The sequence below is a fragment of the Pseudomonas sp. A125 genome, from assembly GCF_055409485.1.
Genome location: NZ_JBUZVP010000004.1, coordinates 26,077 through 44,084, shown reverse-complemented (window position 1 = coordinate 44,084; position 18,008 = coordinate 26,077). Strand labels below are relative to the sequence as shown.

The window sequence follows — 18,008 nt, the reverse complement described above, 5'->3', positions numbered from 1 at the left end:
CGTTGAAGCCAGGTCTTCTGCGTGGGCAGAAGACCTGTTGAGGCTTAAAGCAGGATGGTGCGGATGTCGTTCAGCAACTGGCTCAGACGCTGAGTGAAGCGAGCCGCCGCCGCGCCGTTGATCACACGGTGATCGTAGGACAGCGACAATGGCAGCATCAGCTTCGGCTGGAACGCTTTACCGTCCCACACAGGCTGGATGGTGGCCTTGGAAACACCCAGGATCGCCACTTCCGGCGCGTTGACGATTGGCGTGAAGCCAGTGCCGCCAATGTGCCCAAGGCTTGAGATGGTGAAGCAGGCGCCTTGCATGTCGTCTGCGGTCAGCTTCTTGTCACGGGCCTTGGCAGCCAGTGCAGCCGCTTCGGCAGCCAATTGCAGCAGGCTCTTCTGATCAACGTTCTTGATCACAGGCACCAGCAGGCCGTCCGGGGTATCGACTGCAAAGCCGACGTTCACGTACTTCTTGCGAATGATCGCCTTGCCGCTAGGGGCCAGCGAGCTGTTGAAGTCCGGCAGTTCCTTGAGCAGGTGCGCGCAGGCCTTGAGCAGCAGTGGCAGCACGGTCAGCTTAACGCCGGCCTTCTCGGCGACGGCTTTCTGCGCAACGCGGAAAGCTTCCAGGTCGGTAATGTCGGCCTGGTCGAACTGGGTCACGTGCGGGATGTTCAGCCAGCTGCGGTGCAGGCTCGACGCGCCGATTTGCATCAGGCGGGTCATCGGCACTTCTTCGGTTTCGCCGAAGCGGCTGAAGTCCACGACCGGGATCGGCGGAATGCCCGAACCACCGGTGGCGCCGCCGGCTGCCGGAGCTTCCTTGGCTTTTTGCATCATGGATTTGACGTAAACCTGCACGTCTTCCTTCAGCACGCGACCGTGCGGGCCGGTGGCCGACACGGCATTCAACTCGACGCCGAACTCACGTGCCAGCTGACGCACGGCTGGGCCGGCGTGAACCTTGGCACCGCTCGGCGCAGGCGCAGCAGCAGGGGCCGGTGCGGCCTCGGCTTTTGCAGCAGGTGCAGGTGCGGCGGCCGGTGCGGCTTCAGCCTTGGCGGCCGGAGCAGCGGCGGCTGGAGCGGCAGCAGGGGCAGCAGCGCCCGCCACTTTCAGCTTGAGGATGAAGTCGCCAGTGCCGACTTCGTCTTCCAGCTTCACGGCAATGCTTTCCACCACGCCAGCAGCCGGCGACGGGATTTCCATGGAGGCCTTGTCGGACTCCAGGGTGATCAGCGACTGGTCGGCTTCGACGGTGTCGCCGACTTTAACCAGCAACTCGATGATCTTGGCCTTGCCCGACGAGCCGATGTCCGGAACATGAATGTCCTGGACTGTTTCGGCGGCAGGTGCAGCAGCCGGTGCCGCAGGGGCCTCGGCAGCAGTGGCAGGCTTCTCGGCGGCAGGAGCCGGGGCAGCAGCAGGAGCCGCCGCCGCAGGGGCCGCATCGGCGGCGCCTTCGATTTCCAGCTCAAGCAGTTCGTCGCCTTCTTTCAGGCGGTCGCCCAGCTTCACTTTCAGGCTTTTGACCACGCCGGCCTTGGGAGCAGGGATTTCCATGCTCGCCTTGTCCGACTCCAGGGTCAGGATGCTCTGGTCGGCTTCGACGGTGTCGCCGACCTTCACAAACAGTTCAATTACTTCACCTTCACCGCTGCCGATGTCAGGTACGCGAATGAGTTCGCTCACAGAAAGTCTCCTCAGCAGTCCAGTGGGTTGCGTTTTTCCGGGTTGATCCCGAACTTGACGATAGCGTCTGCCACTACCTTAGGTTCGATTTCACCACGGTCAGCCAAGGCTTCCAGGGCTGCCAACACCACGAAGTGACGGTCGACTTCGAAGAAGTGACGCAGCTTCTTGCGGCTGTCACTACGGCCGAAACCGTCGGTGCCCAGGACTTTGAATTCCTTGGACGGTACCCACTGACGAATTTGTTCAGCAAACAGTTTCATGTAGTCGGTAGAGGCAATAACCGGACCTTTACGGCCAGCCAGGCACTCTTCAACGTAGGTCAGCGCAGGCTTCTGGCCTGGGTGCAGGCGGTTGCTGCGCTCTACGGCCAGGCCGTCGCGACGCAGTTCGTTGAAGCTGGTAACGCTCCATACGTCAGCACCGACGTTGAACTCTTCACGCAGGATCTTCGCCGCTTCACGCACTTCGCGCAGGATGGTGCCGGAGCCCATCAGTTGCACGTGGTGAGCCGCTTCCTTGGTGTCTTCTTCGAGCAGGTACATGCCCTTGATGATGCCTTCCTCGACACCGGCCGGCATGGCTGGCTGCTGGTAGGACTCGTTCATCACGGTGATGTAGTAGAAAACGTCCTGCTGCTGTTCGGTCATCTTCTTCATGCCGTCCTGGATGATCACCGCCAGCTCATAGCCGTAGGTTGGATCAAAGGTGCGGCAGTTCGGGATGGTGCCCGCCAGGATGTGGCTGTGACCGTCTTCGTGTTGCAGGCCTTCGCCGTTCAGCGTGGTCCGCCCGGCAGTACCGCCAATCAGGAAGCCACGGGTACGGCTGTCACCTGCTGCCCAAGCCAGGTCGCCGATCCGCTGGAAACCGAACATCGAGTAGAAGATGTAGAACGGCAGCATCGGCTGGTTGTGGCTGGAGTACGAAGTACCGGCAGCGATGAAGGAGCTCATGGCGCCCGCTTCGTTGATGCCTTCTTCGAGGATCTGGCCCTTCTTGTCTTCCTTGTAGAACATCACCTGGTCTTTATCGACTGGCTCGTAGAGCTGGCCGACGGAGGAGTAGATGCCCAACTGACGGAACATGCCTTCCATACCGAAGGTACGGGCCTCGTCCGGGATGATCGGCACGATACGCGAACCGATTTCCTTGTCCTTGACCAGCTGCGCGAGGATCCGCACGAAAGCCATGGTGGTGGAGATTTCACGGTCGCCCGAGCCGTCCAGGATAGCCTTGAGGGTATCGAGTGGCGGTGTAGGAATGTCGAATGACTTGGCGCGGCGCTGTGGCACGAAACCGCCCAGTGCAGTACGACGCTCGCTGAGGTAGCGGGCTTCGGCGCTGTTTGGCTCCGGCTTGAAGAACGGCAGGTTCTCCAGCTCTTCGTCCTTGACCGGGATGTCGAAGCGGTCGCGGAACAGCTTCAGGCTTTCAACATCAACCTTCTTGGTGTTGTGCGCAGTGTTTTTCGCTTCGCCGGCACCGGTGCCATAACCCTTGATGGTCTTGGCCAGGATAACGGTAGGTTGTTCTTTGTGGTTGACCGCTTCGTGGTACGCCGCGTAGACCTTGTACGGGTCGTGGCCGCCACGGTTGAGTTTCCAGATCTCGTCGTCGGACAGATCAGCAACCATCGCCTTGAGTTCTGGCGAGTTGAAGAAGTGTTCACGCACGAACGCGCCGTCTTTGGCCTTGTAGTTCTGGTACTCGCCGTCGATGACTTCGTCCATCCGGCGTTGCAGGATGCCGTCAACGTCTTTGGCCAGCAGTGGGTCCCAGAAACGGCCCCAGATGACTTTGGTCACGTTCCACTGGGCACCGCGGAACACGCCTTCGAGTTCCTGGATGATCTTGCCGTTGCCGCGAACCGGGCCGTCGAGGCGCTGCAGGTTGCAGTTGATGACGAAGATCAGGTTGTCCAGCTTCTCGCGGCCGGCCAGGGAGATGGCGCCCAGGGATTCCGGCTCGTCACACTCGCCGTCGCCCAGGAAGCACCAGACCTTCTGCTTGCCTTCAGGGATGAAGCCACGGGCTTCCAGGTACTTCATGAAGCGTGCCTGGTAGATCGCCTGGATCGGGCCGAGGCCCATGGATACCGTCGGGAACTGCCAGAAATCAGGCATCAGCCAAGGGTGCGGATAGGACGAGAGGCCCTGGCCGTCGACTTCCTGGCGGAAGTTGTTCATTTGTTCTTCGGTGATGCGGCCTTCCATGAACGCACGGGCGTAGACGCCTGGCGAGGTGTGGCCCTGGAAGTAGATCAGGTCGCCGCCGTGTTCGTCGGTCGGGGCCTGGAAGAAGTAGTTGAAGCCGATGTCATACAGGGTTGCGCTGGAAGCGAAGCTGGAGATGTGACCGCCCAGGTCAGAATCTTTCAAGTTCGTGCGCATAACCATCGCCATGGCGTTCCAGCGTACCAGCGAGCGAATGCGGCGTTCCATGAACAGGTCGCCAGGCATGCGTGCTTCGTGGGTTACCGGGATGGTGTTGCGGTACGGCGTGGTGATGGCGTAAGGCAGTTGCGAGCCGCTGCGGGTCGCGAGTTCGCCCATACGGGTCATCAGGTAATGCGCACGGTCTTCGCCTTCTTTGTCGAGAACCGATTCCAGGGCGTCCAGCCATTCCTGGGTTTCGACGGGATCGAGGTCTTGCATGGCTTGCTCCAGGGCGGAAAGGCTACCAGAATCGGTTGCCTGAAGTTTGCGACTGGCCTTGTGGGCAGACGACATAAATTCTTGGATGGCCGAAGGTTGCTTCGGCGTCCTGTAGTTTTACTACAAATCGTCGGCCATTTCAGCCTTTCGAATGTATATACGAGTAGTAAAACTACACAAGACTGAGCGGATTGCTCGGTCTAGCTGGCGAGCATAATCGTTATTGTTGGTCATTTGCGAACAAGAAAAGGTGAAATCTTGATGTTGCCTGCCAAAATGAATTTAATTTCAGCTATTTATAACCTTTGTTCGACAGTCCTCCACCGAGCGTGGTTCTTGCGTTCACAGCTACAAGCCATTTGCGCGCCGATCAAGGATAGACCATGAGCCTTCCAGTGCAGGCCGAATTGCCGGCCATCCTGCTTCCATTTGCCAAGCGGGCCGAGCAGTCATTTCGTGACGCCGTGGCCGGATTGGACGGCGATAATGGCCTTTCTGCGTGGACGCCGCAACGTTGGGCTGACTTCGCCCGTGTGTGCGCTGCCAGTGATTTTGTGATTGAACAGAGTGTTCGTGACCCTTTGATGTTGCTGGAACTGGTGGCCTGGGGCGAGTTGGACCGCGGCTTTGCCCCCGGTGAACTGTGCGGGCAGATTGCGGCTGCCGTGCAACAAGCCGAAACAGAGGACGAACTGGGCCGCGTCCTGCGCCGCCAGCGCACCCGCCAGCAAGTGCGGATCATCTGGCGCGACCTGACCCGACAGGCGGACCTGGTGCAAACCTGCCGCGATCTATCCGATATGGCCGACGCCAGTATCGACCAGGCCTATCAGTGGTTGTACCAGCGCCACTGCGTAATGTTCGGCACGCCCACCGGCCGTCGCAGCGGCGAGCCGCAGCACATGGTTATCCTCGGCATGGGCAAGCTCGGGGCCGTGGAGTTGAATCTGTCGTCGGATATCGACCTGATCTTCGCCTACCCCGAAGGCGGCGACACGGTGGGCGTAAAACGCTCGCTGGATAACCAGGAATTTTTCATTCGTCTTGGTCAAAAACTGATCAAGGCGCTGGACCCGATGACCGTCGACGGCTTCGTATTCCGCGTCGACATGCGCCTGCGGCCTTATGGTTCAGCCGGCGCACTGGTGCTTAGTTTCAATGCACTGGAGCAGTACTACCAGGACCAGGGCCGCGACTGGGAACGCTACGCGATGATCAAGGCGCGGGTGGTAGCCGGTGACCAGGTAGCCGGTGCGCAATTGCTCGACATGCTGCGCCCGTTTGTCTACCGGCGTTACCTGGACTTTTCCGCCATCGAAGCGCTGCGCACCATGAAGCAGCTGATCCAGCAGGAAGTGCGGCGCAAGGGCATGGCCGAGAATATCAAGCTGGGTTCGGGCGGCATCCGTGAAGTGGAATTTATCGCCCAGGCGTTCCAGCTGATCCACGGCGGCCGCGACCTGAGCCTGCAACAGCGCCCGCTGTTAAAAGTGCTGGGCACGCTGGAAGGCCAGGGCTATTTGCCGCCTGCGGTGATTGCCGAGCTGCGCGATGGCTATGAATTTTTGCGCTACACCGAACACGCGATCCAGGCGATTGCCGACCGCCAGACGCAGATGCTCCCGGACGGTACCGAAGACCAGGCGCGGATTGCCTTCATGATGGGTTTCCCGGACTGGACCGCGTTCCATGAGCGCCTGATGTACTGGCGTGGCCGGGTGGACTGGCATTTTCGCCAGGTGATTGCCGACCCGGATGAAGAAGAGGGTGAAGAGAGCGAGTTGGTGGTGGGCGGTGAGTGGTTGCCGTTGTGGGAAGAGTCCCAGGACGAGGAAGCCGCCTGCCGTCAATTGCAGGAAGGCGGGTTTACCGACGCACCCAAAGCCTTGAAAACCCTGGCTGGCCTGCGCAGCAGCCCACAATTGCGCGCCATGCAGCGTTTGGGTCGAGAGCGTCTGGATGCGTTTATCCCGCGCCTGCTGGCCCAGGCGGTCGAACACGCCAACCCGGACCTGGTGCTTGAGCGCGTATTGCCGCTGGTGGAAGCCGTCGCCCGTCGCTCCGCTTATCTGGTGCTGCTGACAGAAAACCCTGACGCCCTGCGTCGCCTTCTGACGCTATGTGCCGCGAGCCCGTGGATTGCCGAACAAATCACCCGCTTCCCACTGCTGCTGGACGAATTGCTCAACGAAGGCCGCCTGTTCAAGCCGCCGCTTGCGCCAGAACTGGCCGCCGAATTGCGCGAACGCCTGACACGCATACCTGAAGATGACCTTGAGCAGCAGATGGAAGCCTTGCGTCACTTCAAGTTGGCCCACCGCCTGCGAGTCGCCGCCTCGGAAATCGCCGGCAGCCTGGCGCTGATGAAAGTCAGTGACTACCTGACCTGGCTCGCCGAAGCGATCCTCGAACAAGTGCTGGCCCTCGCCTGGCGCCAGACCGTCGCCCGTCACGGCTCGCCGCAGCGGGTCGACGGCACCTTGTGCGATCCCGGCTTCGTCATTGTCGGTTATGGGAAAGTCGGCGGCATCGAATTGGGGCATGGTTCGGACCTGGACCTGGTGTTTATCCATGACGGTGACCCGCAAGCCGAAACCGACGGCGCCAAGCCGATCGACGGTGCGCAGTTCTTTACCCGGCTGGGCCAGCGGATCATTCACCTGCTGACCACCCAGACCAACTCCGGGCAGTTGTATGAAGTGGACATGCGCCTGCGGCCTTCGGGCGCCTCCGGTCTGCTGGTGAGTTCCCTGGGCGCCTTTGCGCGCTATCAGGAAAACGAAGCCTGGACCTGGGAACACCAGGCGTTGGTACGCGCACGGGTGCTGGTAGGCAGCCAGGATGTCGGTCGTGCCTTTGAGCAAGTGCGGGCGCAAGTGCTGGGCCGCGCGCAGGACCTGGACAAGCTGCGCCTGGAGGTCAGTGAGATGCGCGCCAAGATGCGTGACAACCTCGGCACCAAGTCCACGGCGGCGGGAACGGCGGCGAATGCCTTTGAACCCACGGTGGCGTTTGACCTCAAGCAGGACGCCGGAGGTATCGTCGATATTGAATTTATGGTGCAATACGCGGCTTTGGCGTGGTCTGCGCAACATCCATCGTTGCTGCGCTACACCGACAATATCCGCATCCTGGAAGGGCTGGAGCAGGTCGGGCTGATGCCTGCCGCCGATGCCCATTTGCTGCGCGAGGTGTATAAAGCCTACCGTTCCGCCGCTCACCGCCAGGCCTTGCAGAACGAGGCCGGGACAGTTGCCGGGGACCAGTTCGCTGACGAACGGCGCCAGGTGCAGCGAATCTGGCGTGAACTGGGGTTAAGCTGAAACACTATATAAGGCGGGGAGGCATGAGCCTCCCCGTATCGTTTGTGGAAACTACATGAATATTCTGATCGTTGGGCCCAGTTGGGTCGGTGACATGGTGATGGCGCAGACACTGTTCCAGTGCCTTAAACAGCGCCATCCCGATTGCCAAATCGACGTGCTCGCCCCCGAGTGGAGCCGGCCGATTCTTGAGCGCATGCCCCAAGTGCGCCAGGCCTTGAGCTTTCCGCTCGGCCACGGCGCGCTGGAACTGGCGACCCGCCGACGCATCGGCAAGTCGCTGGCCGGCCAGTACGATCAGGCGATCCTGTTGCCCAACTCGATGAAGTCGGCACTGGTGCCGTTCTTTGCCGGCATCCCCAAGCGCTCCGGCTGGCGTGGCGAGTTTCGCTATGGCCTGCTCAACGATGTGCGCAAGCTCGACAAGGCCCGCTACCCGCTGATGATCGAGCGCTTCATGGCCCTGGCCTACGCGCCGGGTGCCGAGTTGCCCACGCCTTATCCGCGCCCGAGCCTGCAAATCGACGCGGTTACCCGCGACACCGCCCTGGCCAAGTTCGGCCTGGAGCTGGACCGGCCGGTGCTGGCGCTGTGCCCAGGCGCGGAGTTTGGCGAGTCCAAGCGCTGGCCGTCGGAGCATTACGCCAAGGTCGCGGAGATGAAGATCCGCGAAGGCTGGCAAGTCTGGCTGTTCGGCTCGAAAAACGATCATTCGGTGGGCGAGGATATTCGCCAGCGCCTGATCCCGGGCCTGCGCGAAGAAGCGGTCAACCTCAGCGGCGACACGTCCCTGGCCGAGGCCATCGACCTGCTGTCCTGCGCCGACTCGGTGGTGTCCAACGACTCGGGCCTGATGCACGTGGCTGCGGCGCTGAATCGCCCGCTGGTAGCGGTGTACGGCTCGACGTCTCCCGGGTTCACCCCGCCGTTGGCCGACAAGGTCGAAGTGGTGCGCCTGGGCCTGGATTGCAGCCCGTGTTTCGACCGCACTTGCCGCTTTGGCCACTACAACTGCCTGCGCCAGTTGCTGCCGCAACCCGTCAGCGACGCGTTGCAGCGGTTGCAGGGCACTGTGGTCGAGGTTCGTTAAGTTGCGGGTTCTGGTAATCAAGACCTCATCCCTGGGCGATGTGATTCATGCCTTGCCGGCGTTGACCGACGCGGCGCGGGCGATCCCGGGCATCCGTTTCGACTGGGTGGTGGAAGAAGGCTTCGCCGAAATTCCCACCTGGCACCCGGCGGTGGACAAGGTGATCCCGGTGGCGATTCGCCGCTGGCGCAAGAACCTCTGGCAGACCTTCAAGAGCGGCGAATGGCGGCGCTTCAAAAAGAGCGTGCAGTCGACCAAATATGACTTGGTAATCGACGCCCAGGGCTTGCTGAAAAGTGCCTGGCTGACCCGCTACGTGCGTGCTCCGGTGGCCGGCTTCGACAAGCAGTCGGCTCGTGAGCCGTTGGCCGCGCATTTCTATTCCCGGCGCCTGGCCGTGGCCCGTGGGCAGCATGCGGTGGAGCGGTTGCGCCAGTTGTTTGCCGTCGCCCTCGGTTATGACCTGCCAAAAGGCCTGGGCGATTACGGCCTCAGCGTCGACAAGCTGCTGGGCCTGCCGCCGAAAAAACCGTTTGTGCTGTTGCTGCACGGCACCACCTGGGACACCAAGCACTGGCCGGAAGCCTACTGGCGTGACCTGGCCGAACGCATGGACCGCTTTGGCGTGGACGTGAAATTGCCATGGGGCAATGCCACCGAAAAGGCCCGGGCGGAACGCCTGGCCAAAGGCCTGAAAAATGCCGAAGTGCTGCCCAAGCTGAACCTGGCAGGCGTGGCTCGGGTGCTGGCCAGTGCCAAGGCGTGTGTCGCGGTAGACACCGGCCTCGGCCACCTGGCAGCAGCGCTGGATGTGCCGACGATTTCGTTGTTCGGCCCGACCAATCCCGGCCTGACGGGCGCCTACGGCAAGGCGCAGATCCACCTGGCCAGCGACTTCCCGTGTGCACCGTGCCTGCAAAAGAAATGCACCTATCAACCGACCGCCGAAGACCAGCGCCGGTTTGATCTCAAACGCGAGTGGCCACTGTGTTTCACTCGCCTGAACCCTGAGCGTGTCGCAACGCGATTAAGCACGTTGTTATTGGCTGGGGAACACTGATGCAACTGGCTTTTGTCCTCTACAAATACTTCCCATTTGGTGGCCTGCAGCGCGACTTCATGCGCATTGCCCTGGAGTGCCAACAGCGCGGCCATCAAATTCGCGTCTACACCCTGATTTGGGAAGGGGATGTGCCGCCGGGCTTTGAAGTGCTGGTGGCGCCTGTCAAGGCGCTTTTCAATCACCGGCGCAATGAAAAACTCTATGCCTGGATCCAGGCCGACCTGGCCAAACGTCCGGTTGATCGGGTGGTGGGCTTCAACAAAATGCCGGGGCTGGACGTGTACTTTGCCGCCGACGGCGTGTTCGAAGACAAGGCGCAAAACCTGCGCAACCCGATGTACCGCTGGTTCGGCCGTTATCGGCATTTTGCCGAGTACGAGCGGGCGGTGTTCGACAAGGGCGCCAAGACCAAAATCCTGACGATCTCCCGGCAGCAGCAGCCGTTGTTTACCCAGTATTACGGCACCGAGCCTGCGCGCTTTCACCTGCTGCCGCCGGGCATTGCCCGCGACCGTCGCGCGCCGCCCAATGCTGCCGAGATTCGCGCCGAGTTTCGTCGCGAATTCGGCCTGGCCGACGACGATCTGCTATTGGTGCAGATCGGCTCGGGCTTCAAGACCAAGGGCGTCGACCGCAGCCTGAAGGCCGTGGCCGCACTGCCATCGAACTTGAAGAAACGTACCCGGCTATTTGTAATTGGCCAGGACGACCCCAAAGTATTCCAGTTGCAGAGTGCCGCATTGGGGCTGGGCGACCAGGTGCAGTTCTTCCAGGGGCGCAGCGATATCCCGCGTTTTCTGCTGGGGGCCGACCTGTTGATTCACCCTGCCTACAACGAGGCGGCCGGCAATGTGCTGATCGAAGCGGTGGTCGCCGGCCTCCCGGTGCTGGTGAGCAAGGTCTGCGGTTACGCGTTTTACATCAATGAGGCCCAAAGTGGCCGGGTGTTGGACGAACCGTTCGAGCAGGCCCAACTCAACCAGTACCTGGTGGACATGCTCGACGATCCACAAGCGCGCGCGGCCTGGAGCCGCAATGGTCTGGCCTTCGCTGAGACGGCCGACCTCTATAGCATGCCGCAGTACGCTGCGGACCTGATTCTGGCGGAGCCAAACCGATGAAGTTGATTCTTGCCGAACCGTTCAAGACCCTGTGGGCCGGGCGCGATGCGTTCGCCGAAGTCGAGAAGCTGGATGGCCAGGTGTACCGTGAACTGGATGCCCGCCGTACCTTGCGTACGGAAGTCGACGGCCACGGCTTTTTCGTGAAAATCCACCGGGGGATCGGCTGGGCCGAGATCCTCAAGAACCTGATCACTGCCAAGTTGCCGGTGCTGGGCGCAGGCCAGGAATGGCTGGCGATCCAGCGCCTGCAGGAAGTGGGCGTGCCGACCATGACCGCTGTCGCTTACGGCGAGAAGGGCAGCAACCCGGCGGACCAGCACTCGTTCATCGTCACCGAGGAACTGGCGCCGACTGTCAGCCTTGAAGACCTGAGCATGGACTGGGTCAAGCAGCCACCCGTGCCGGTTATCAAGCACGCATTGATCGCCGAAGTGGCGCGCATGACCGGCATGATGCACCGCGCCGGGGTTAACCACCGCGACTGCTACATCTGCCATTTCCTGCTGCACACTGACAAGCCGCTGGTGGCCGATGACTTCAAGCTGTCGGTAATCGACCTGCACCGTGCCCACGTGCGCTCGAAGATCCCGTTGCGCTGGCGCAACAAGGACCTGGCCGCGCTGTACTTCTCGGCGCTGGACATCGGTTTGACCCGGCGCGACAAATTGCGCTTTCTCAAGGGCTACTTCCAGCAGCCATTGCGCCAGATTCTTGCTGAAGAAGCCGCCTTGCTGGGCTGGCTGGAGCACAAGGCGGCCAAGCTTTACGACCGCAAGCAACGTTATGGGGATGCGCTCTGATGGCGGGTTGGAACCTGGAACCCGCTTACGCCGCCCTGGCGGATGACTTCGGTAGCCTGGACGCGGTATTCGCCCTGCAAGGCGAGCGGCTGACCCGTGACCCGCTGTCTGAAGTGATCCGTGTGGAGCGCGGCGGGGTCAATTATTACGTCAAGCGCTACGTCGGTGCCGGCAAGGGTTTGCGCCGCTACCTGGGCAAGCCCCGGGTCAAGTCCGAATGGCAGAACCTCAAGCGTTTCGCCAAGTGGGGCATCCCCACGGCCGACGTGATCGCCTGGGGCCTTGAACGCAAGGGCCTGGCTTATGATCGTGGGGCGATGATCACCCGTGAGCTGCCCAAGACCGAAGACCTGTCGGTGCTGGCTGAACGCAACGACCCGCGACTGTCTGACCCGGTGTGGGTCAACAACATCAGCCGCCAGCTCGCTGAATACACGCGCACCATGCACGAGCATCGGTTTACCCACAACGATTTGAAATGGCGCAACTTGCTGGTCGACGACCAGCAAACCCTGTACCTGATCGATTGCCCCAACGGCGATTTCTGGCGCGGGTTCTGGCTTAAATACCGCATCACCAAGGATCTGGCCTGCCTCGACAAGGTGGCCAAGTATCACCTGTCGGCCACCCAGCGCCTGCGCTTCTACATGCAGTACCGTCAGCGCAAGCATCTGAGCGCGTCGGACAAACAGCGAATTCGCCACGTGGTGAAGTTTTTCGAGGGGCGAGAATGAGTGATTTCCTGGCGGCCGAAGATCGAGCATTGCTTGAGCGCAACGGCCTGGGCACCTTCGACGCGCTGTGGGCCAAGCAACTGGATGCAGTGGACGAGCCCAACACCAGTCGCGGCGGCTGGAGCAGCGTGTTTCGCCTCGAGCTGGAAGGCCAGGGCTACTACCTCAAGCGCCAGAGCAACTACCTGACGCGCACCTTGCACCGCCCGTTTGGCGAGCCGAGTTTTGCCCGCGAGTTTCGTAATATCAGCCGCTATCGGCAGCTGGGTATTCCGGCGTTGCAGGCGGCGTTTTTTGGTGAGCGCAAAGTGGCCGGCGAGCATCGTGCGATGCTGCTGACCCGGGCGCTGGACGGCTGGAATGACCTGGATTCGTTGCTGGAGCAATGGCCTGAATTGAGCGATGCGCAGCAGCGGGCGATCCTGCTGGCCTGCGGTCAGCTTGCTCGTCAGTTGCACAGCGTGGGCCAGGTGCATGGCTGTTTTTACCCCAAGCATATTTTCCTGCAGGCCCGCGGCGACGGTTATGCGGCGCAGTTGATCGACCTGGAGAAAACCCGCCCGCTGTTGTTCGGCTGGCGTGACCGGGTCAAGGACCTGGAACCGCTGTTGCGCCGTGCGCCGCAGTGGTCGGACGATCAGGTTCGCCAACTGTTGGCGGCGTACCTGGAGCAGCCTGAAGACAGCGCATTGGTTGCCACTTGGCACCAGCGCCTGGTCGCCCGGCGCAGTCACAAGGAGAAGCGCTGATGCGTTTGTCCGAACTGAAAAATGCCGGCCGTACGCCAAGCCTGCCCTTGAGCATCGAGTTGGTGGACGCTGCCGGTCCGGGGCAGTTGCAGTTGTTCAGCCTGCTGCGGGTATTGCCCGGCCAGCGCTATGTTGGCGCAGCTGTATGGCGCGGTCGTCCGGTGCTGGCCAAGCTGCTGGTAGGCAGCAAGGCGGCGCGGCATTTTCAGCGTGAACTCAAGGGCGTGCGGTTGTTGGCCGAACAAGGCCTGACCACCCCGCTGTTGCTGGCCGATGGTCTGCAAGAGGGTGAGGGCGGCTGGTTGCTGTTCGAGTTCCTCGACGGCGCCGACAGCCTGGCAGATGCCTGGCACGCCGTTGAAGGCTTGCCACCGCTGGCCGCCGAACAAGAAGCGGTGCTCGCCGAAGCGCTGGGCGCGATTGCACTGATGCATGCCAAGGGCCTGTGGCAGGAAGACCTGCACCTGGACAACCTGCTGCGTCAGGGCGGCAAATTGTATTTGATCGATGGTGCCGGGATCTGTGTTGAGGAGGCGGGCAAGCCGCTGTCGCGCAACCGGGTGCTGGGAAACCTCGGGGTGTTTTTCGCGCAACTGCCGAAGAACCTCGAGCCGTTTACCGAAGAGTTACTGGTGCATTACCTGCTGGCCAACGGTGAGCACGCGCTGCCGCTGGAAGCATTGCAAAAGCAGGTGCGCAAAGTCAGCGTCTGGCGTTTGAAAGACTTCCTGGGCAAGGTGGGCCGTGAGTGCACGCTGTTCAGCGTGATACGTGGGCCGTTTGCCCTGCGCGCGATTCGTCGCGAGGAAGAGGCCGCGATGCTGCCAGTGCTGGAACAGGCTGACGCGTTGCTCGACCAGGGCCACCTGTACAAAACCGGCGGGGCGGCCAGCGTCGCCAAGGTCGAGGTGGCCGGTCGGCCGCTGGTGATCAAGCGCTACAACATCAAGGGTTTCGCCCATTGGCTCAAGCGCTTCTGGCGGCCGAGCCGGGCCTGGCATTCGTGGCGTGAAGGCAATCGCCTGGCGTTCCTGGGCATCGCCACGCCCAAGCCGCTGGCCTTGCTGGAAAAACGCTTCCTGTGGCTGCGCAGCCGGGCTTACCTGGTGACCGAGTACTTGCCTGGGCCGGATATCATCGAGCGGTTTGCGCCGTATGTTGAAAGCGGCGAGGCGCCCGAGGCTGAGTTGCTGGCCCTTGATTACCTGTTTGCAGAGCTGATTCGCGAGCGCATCAGTCATGGGGATTTCAAGGGGCATAACCTGTTCTGGCATGAGGACCGCTGGGCGCTGATCGACCTGGATTCGATGTGCCAGCACGGCTCCTTGAGCAGCTTCGCCCCGGCCTATGTCAAGGACCGGGCGCGGTTCATGCGCAACTGGCCCGAGAGCAGTGCGTTGTATCAAGTGATTGACCAGCGGCTGCCAAGGGCGGTAAGTGGGGTAAATAGTTAGTCGGGTTGGGCTGATGACGCGCGGTAGGCTTCCAACGACTCATAGGTTCATTTGGAGATCTACCCATGCGCTTGAATACCCCTGTTGGCGTCAGCCATCACGTTGTTGCCCCGACCCACAGTCGCCCGAAACGCGAGGCCGCCCTTGAGCCGCAGCCTGTCGTGGCACCGGCCCCCGATACCGATGCCAGCCGCACCGACCTGAACAGGCAGCAACCCACGAGTCGCAAAGGTACGCGACAGACTGGAAACCTGCGTTTCTGAGCTTAAAAGCTGTACTCGGCGCCGGCCCCTGCATACCACGAGCGGCCCGGCGCCGCCTCGTAATACCGAGCGTTCCCGTCCCCGACAATCACTGACCCTACGTACTGGCGATCGAGCAGGTTATCCAGGCGCAAGGTCTGGTGAAACGTCCAGTGCTCCACCTTCTGTTCAAACCGTGCGCGCCAATTGAATACGCTGTAGCCCGGTGCCGCGTGTTGCTGGTTGGTGTCTTCGACGTAGACCTTGCTGCGGTACATGCCTTCCAGGGCGGTGCTGACCCAGTCCCGGGGTTTCCAGTTGAGCTCGGCGAACAGCGTGGTTTGCGGGACGCCGGGCAGGTAGTTGCCCTTGTCCACGGGTTTGCCGCCGCCGATGAAGTCGCTGTCGTAGGTGGCTTGCAGGCGGGTGTAGGCGACGTTGGTACTCCATTGCTCGTTGAGCTGGCTTTCGATGCCCAGTTCGAAGCCGCGGCGCAGGGTGCGGCCGGCGTTTTGGTAAGTGGTGCGTCCGTCTTTGGATGACAGGACCACCAATTCATCCTCGGTGGTAATTTGGAACAGAGCCGCATTGACGCGCGTATCCTGACCCAGTCGCGCCTTCAGTCCAACTTCAAATTGCTTGCTGACCGACGGTTTGAGGGCAAAGTTGAAGCCATTGGATGTCGTCGAGTAGGCCGACTCTGCCTGGGTTGGTGTTTCAAAGCCCTTGCCGGCGCTTACGTAGCCATGGAGGTCGGGTGTGAAGGCGTACATCACGCTGACCGATGGCGTGTTCTTCTGGTAAGTCTTGTTGCCGCTGTCGTTGCCGTCGCTCAGGAAGTGGTCGTCCACGTCCATTTTCATGGTGCTGTGGCGCAGCCCTGCTTGCAGTGTCCAGTCGCCCAGCAGCCAGTTGGCCTGGACGAATGGGTCGAGGCTGGTAGCGGTGTCGATTTCGTCACGGCCCAGGGCACCTTTCACACCGTGTTCGCCGTTGAGCGTGTTGGAATAGCCTTGGCGGTCGTCCTGGCTGCGGTCGTAATCAAGGCCGGTAATAACGGTTAGGTCGCCCGGTGCACTCGTCACAGGCTGTAGCCAATGGACTGAGCCTCCATAGAACTTCCGGTCAAAGTCCACAACGCCGCCGCGCTTGTCTGGCGCTGTGCCGCCGGGAATCGACAAATACTGAATCACACTCCGCCGCCCGGTATAGCCATTCACCTGCAGCGTGGCATCGCCAAAGTACCGCTCGTAATTCATCCCCAATTGTTGGTGGTCGATGCTTTTGCGGGTGTTGTAAATCTCGGCGGCGCTGCTGACCGAGCGCGGGTCGGCCTTGTACGCATCCCACGCCTGGCCCAGTGGGTCCTGGGTGCCGTTTTGCTCCAGGCTGCTGTAGATCAGCGCGAGTTTGCTGTCCTCGTCCGGCTCGAAGTTGAGCTTGGCAAAGGTCTGGTCGCGGCGGGCGCTGCTATGGTCACGATAGCCATCGGTGTCCATGCGCGAGGCGTCCAGCACGAAGCCTGCGCCGTTTGCCGCGCCCTCCGCGGTCAGGTGGTTTTTGCTCAAGCCGTCACTGCCCACCAGCGTCTCGGCGCCGATGCGCGGCGGGCCTTCGCCATTGCGGGAAAACATCTGGATCACGCCGCCCGCATTGCTGCCATACAGCGTCGCAGCCGGGCCGCGCAGGACTTCGATGCGCTCGGCGGTGTCGAGGTTGAACGTCGCTGCCTGGCCCTGGCCGTCCGGGGTGCTGGCGGGGATGCCGTCGGCTATCAGCTTGATGCCGCGTACACCAAACGCTGAACGTGCGCCGAAGCCGCGGGATGAAATCTGCAAGTCCTGGGCATAGTTCTGGCGATTCTGAACCACCAGCCCCGGGACCCGAGACAGCGCTTCGGAGGCGTTGATGCCCAGTTGGCCGTCGCTGATTTGCTCGCGGCTGATGCTGTCCACCGAGTAAGGCAGGTCAAATGACGGGCTGGCGCTGCGCGAACCAGTGACCACGCTGGGGTCGAGCACCAGCGGTGCTTCGTCGGCCTGGGTGGCGGTACACAGGCCGAACAGGCCGGGGAGCAACAGGGCGAAGCGGGTGGGAGCAACAACTTTCATGAGTAAACCAACATCCATGACGCACAAAAGTGCGCGAGTTTAACGATTCGGTCAGCTTTTACCATTTCGGAATCCTCCTACATGGCCCAGCGGTGCATGGGGGCTGGGTCGCCAACGGGGCCGATGTTAGCGTTGCTGACCATTCAGAGGGCTCGCCATGACACTAAGACTGACGGCTGCACTTGGCATCGCTTTAGTGACAGTGAGCGGCTGCGGGTCGCTCAATACTGTCGTGCGCGAAGACGCGGCAGCAGCACGTGAGCTCAGGAAGCAAAAAACCTACTGCCAGTCCATTCCTCGTGTCTACAGTGGTGTCGCCTTTGATTTTTGCCTGTTGCATGCCGCGCCGGATCCCACCGGCATACTGGTGCCGTTCGTTCTGTTGGATATAACGGTTTCGGGCATTGTTGATACAGTGGTGCTGCCTTATACGGTCTATAGGCAAAGTACTGACGGCAACATCAGTATTTACTGGCGACCCGGTGCATGAGCATTGGGTGAATGCCCACACTTATGCCAAATGGAGTTGTCCATGAGTCTCGCAACCAACGTCCTTCTCGCCGTGCTTCTGGTATCCGTTGCGGGTTGCGGCACGATCAACACCGTCTTTCGCCCGGACGCGGTTGCCAGCCAGAACCTCAAGGAATCGCGCAGTTATTGTGAAAACGTGCCGCGTATCTACAGTGGGGTGATCTACGGTTTTTGCACATTGAACGGCGCCCCCGACACCACCAAGGAGCACACGCGCGATGCCTCCGGCTCCTTGCCGATCTTCGCCGCCGAACTTGTGGGCTCCGGCTTGCTCGACACCCTCGTGCTGCCCTACACCGTCTACCGCCAGAACAAGGACGGCAGTATCGAGATCTTCCGCTAGCCTCGCAGTGACAACCGGTCGCCACAATCCCTAGATCATCCGGCCGCGTGTTTACGCTATAATCTCGCCCTTTAGCTGTTTCTCGCCCCGGCGAGGAGCACA

General features: G+C 61.3%; 13 protein-coding genes. 10 read left to right on the top strand and 3 right to left on the bottom strand.

Going from position 1 to position 18,008, the window contains the following annotated elements; translation table 11 throughout:
- Nucleotides 1-44: 44 nt before the first annotated feature.
- The gene (gene aceF, locus ACZRN6_RS06960) at nucleotides 45-1,685 is read right to left on the bottom strand and encodes a dihydrolipoyllysine-residue acetyltransferase (RefSeq protein ID WP_464007553.1); all 1,641 of its coding nucleotides are present in this window, start codon (nucleotides 1,683-1,685) and stop codon (nucleotides 45-47) included.
- A gap of 11 nt (nucleotides 1,686-1,696) precedes the next feature.
- Nucleotides 1,697-4,342: a pyruvate dehydrogenase (acetyl-transferring), homodimeric type gene (gene aceE, locus ACZRN6_RS06955; RefSeq protein ID WP_322142943.1), complete on the bottom strand. Its 2,646-nt coding sequence runs from the start codon at nucleotides 4,340-4,342 to the stop codon at nucleotides 1,697-1,699.
- 383 nt (nucleotides 4,343-4,725) lie between these two features.
- On the opposite strand from aceE, the gene glnE reads away from it, so the two are divergent.
- The 8 genes from glnE to ACZRN6_RS06915 are packed head-to-tail and all read left to right on the top strand — an operon-like array spanning nucleotide 4,726 to nucleotide 14,679.
- A complete protein-coding gene (glnE, locus tag ACZRN6_RS06950) occupies nucleotides 4,726-7,665 on the top strand; it encodes a bifunctional [glutamate--ammonia ligase]-adenylyl-L-tyrosine phosphorylase/[glutamate--ammonia-ligase] adenylyltransferase (protein WP_464007552.1) in 2,940 nt (979 codons plus the stop codon).
- A 55-nt stretch (nucleotides 7,666-7,720) separates the two neighbouring features.
- On the top strand, nucleotides 7,721-8,755 hold the full coding sequence (waaF, locus tag ACZRN6_RS06945; RefSeq protein WP_464007551.1) for a lipopolysaccharide heptosyltransferase II: 1,035 nt from the start codon (nucleotides 7,721-7,723) through the stop codon (nucleotides 8,753-8,755).
- A gap of 1 nt (nucleotide 8,756) precedes the next feature.
- Nucleotides 8,757-9,815: a lipopolysaccharide heptosyltransferase I gene (waaC, locus tag ACZRN6_RS06940; RefSeq protein ID WP_322142946.1), complete on the top strand. Its 1,059-nt coding sequence runs from the start codon at nucleotides 8,757-8,759 to the stop codon at nucleotides 9,813-9,815.
- Nucleotides 9,815-10,939 carry a glycosyltransferase family 4 protein gene (locus ACZRN6_RS06935; RefSeq protein WP_464007550.1) on the top strand — a complete coding sequence of 375 codons (1,125 nt, stop codon included), beginning with the start codon at nucleotides 9,815-9,817 and terminating at the stop codon, nucleotides 10,937-10,939. The genes waaC and ACZRN6_RS06935 overlap by 1 nt, the downstream gene beginning before the upstream one ends.
- Nucleotides 10,936-11,742 carry a lipopolysaccharide core heptose(I) kinase RfaP gene (gene rfaP, locus ACZRN6_RS06930; protein WP_322142948.1) on the top strand — a complete coding sequence of 269 codons (807 nt, stop codon included), beginning with the start codon at nucleotides 10,936-10,938 and terminating at the stop codon, nucleotides 11,740-11,742. The genes ACZRN6_RS06935 and rfaP overlap by 4 nt, the downstream gene beginning before the upstream one ends.
- Nucleotides 11,742-12,476: a lipopolysaccharide kinase InaA family protein gene (locus ACZRN6_RS06925; protein WP_464007549.1), complete on the top strand. Its 735-nt coding sequence runs from the start codon at nucleotides 11,742-11,744 to the stop codon at nucleotides 12,474-12,476. The genes rfaP and ACZRN6_RS06925 overlap by 1 nt, the downstream gene beginning before the upstream one ends.
- Nucleotides 12,473-13,225, top strand: coding sequence for a lipopolysaccharide kinase InaA family protein (locus ACZRN6_RS06920; RefSeq protein ID WP_464007548.1), 753 nt, complete (start codon nucleotides 12,473-12,475; stop codon nucleotides 13,223-13,225). Before ACZRN6_RS06925 ends, ACZRN6_RS06920 begins: the two co-directional genes overlap by 4 nt.
- Complete coding sequence (locus tag ACZRN6_RS06915; protein ID WP_464007547.1) at nucleotides 13,225-14,679, top strand: lipopolysaccharide kinase InaA family protein; 1,455 nt, start codon at nucleotides 13,225-13,227, stop codon at nucleotides 14,677-14,679. Before ACZRN6_RS06920 ends, ACZRN6_RS06915 begins: the two co-directional genes overlap by 1 nt.
- Before the next feature lie 265 nt (nucleotides 14,680-14,944).
- Here the strand turns inward: ACZRN6_RS06915 and ACZRN6_RS06910 are convergent, their stop codons facing one another.
- A complete protein-coding gene (locus ACZRN6_RS06910) occupies nucleotides 14,945-17,032 on the bottom strand; it encodes a TonB-dependent receptor family protein (protein WP_464007546.1) in 2,088 nt (695 codons plus the stop codon).
- Between the two features lie 157 nt (nucleotides 17,033-17,189).
- Between ACZRN6_RS06910 and ACZRN6_RS06905 the strand changes: the two genes are divergently transcribed.
- Nucleotides 17,190-17,522: a YceK/YidQ family lipoprotein gene (locus ACZRN6_RS06905; RefSeq protein WP_322142953.1), complete on the top strand. Its 333-nt coding sequence runs from the start codon at nucleotides 17,190-17,192 to the stop codon at nucleotides 17,520-17,522.
- 42 nt (nucleotides 17,523-17,564) lie between these two features.
- On the top strand, nucleotides 17,565-17,906 hold the full coding sequence (locus ACZRN6_RS06900) for a YceK/YidQ family lipoprotein (protein ID WP_416152055.1): 342 nt from the start codon (nucleotides 17,565-17,567) through the stop codon (nucleotides 17,904-17,906).
- Nucleotides 17,907-18,008: the final 102 nt, after the last annotated feature.

Coding starts and splice junctions, on each gene's coding strand:
- aceE (WP_322142943.1), bottom strand. CDS start 4,342: ATGCAAGACCTCGATCCCGTCGAAACCCAGGAATGGCTGGACGCCCTG.
- glnE (WP_464007552.1), top strand. CDS start 4,726: ATGAGCCTTCCAGTGCAGGCCGAATTGCCGGCCATCCTGCTTCCATTT.
- waaF (WP_464007551.1), top strand. CDS start 7,721: ATGAATATTCTGATCGTTGGGCCCAGTTGGGTCGGTGACATGGTGATG.
- ACZRN6_RS06935 (WP_464007550.1), top strand. CDS start 9,815: ATGCAACTGGCTTTTGTCCTCTACAAATACTTCCCATTTGGTGGCCTG.
- rfaP (WP_322142948.1), top strand. CDS start 10,936: ATGAAGTTGATTCTTGCCGAACCGTTCAAGACCCTGTGGGCCGGGCGC.
- ACZRN6_RS06925 (WP_464007549.1), top strand. CDS start 11,742: ATGGCGGGTTGGAACCTGGAACCCGCTTACGCCGCCCTGGCGGATGAC.
- ACZRN6_RS06920 (WP_464007548.1), top strand. CDS start 12,473: ATGAGTGATTTCCTGGCGGCCGAAGATCGAGCATTGCTTGAGCGCAAC.
- ACZRN6_RS06915 (WP_464007547.1), top strand. CDS start 13,225: ATGCGTTTGTCCGAACTGAAAAATGCCGGCCGTACGCCAAGCCTGCCC.
- ACZRN6_RS06910 (WP_464007546.1), bottom strand. CDS start 17,032: ATGAAAGTTGTTGCTCCCACCCGCTTCGCCCTGTTGCTCCCCGGCCTG.
- ACZRN6_RS06905 (WP_322142953.1), top strand. CDS start 17,190: ATGACACTAAGACTGACGGCTGCACTTGGCATCGCTTTAGTGACAGTG.
- ACZRN6_RS06900 (WP_416152055.1), top strand. CDS start 17,565: ATGAGTCTCGCAACCAACGTCCTTCTCGCCGTGCTTCTGGTATCCGTT.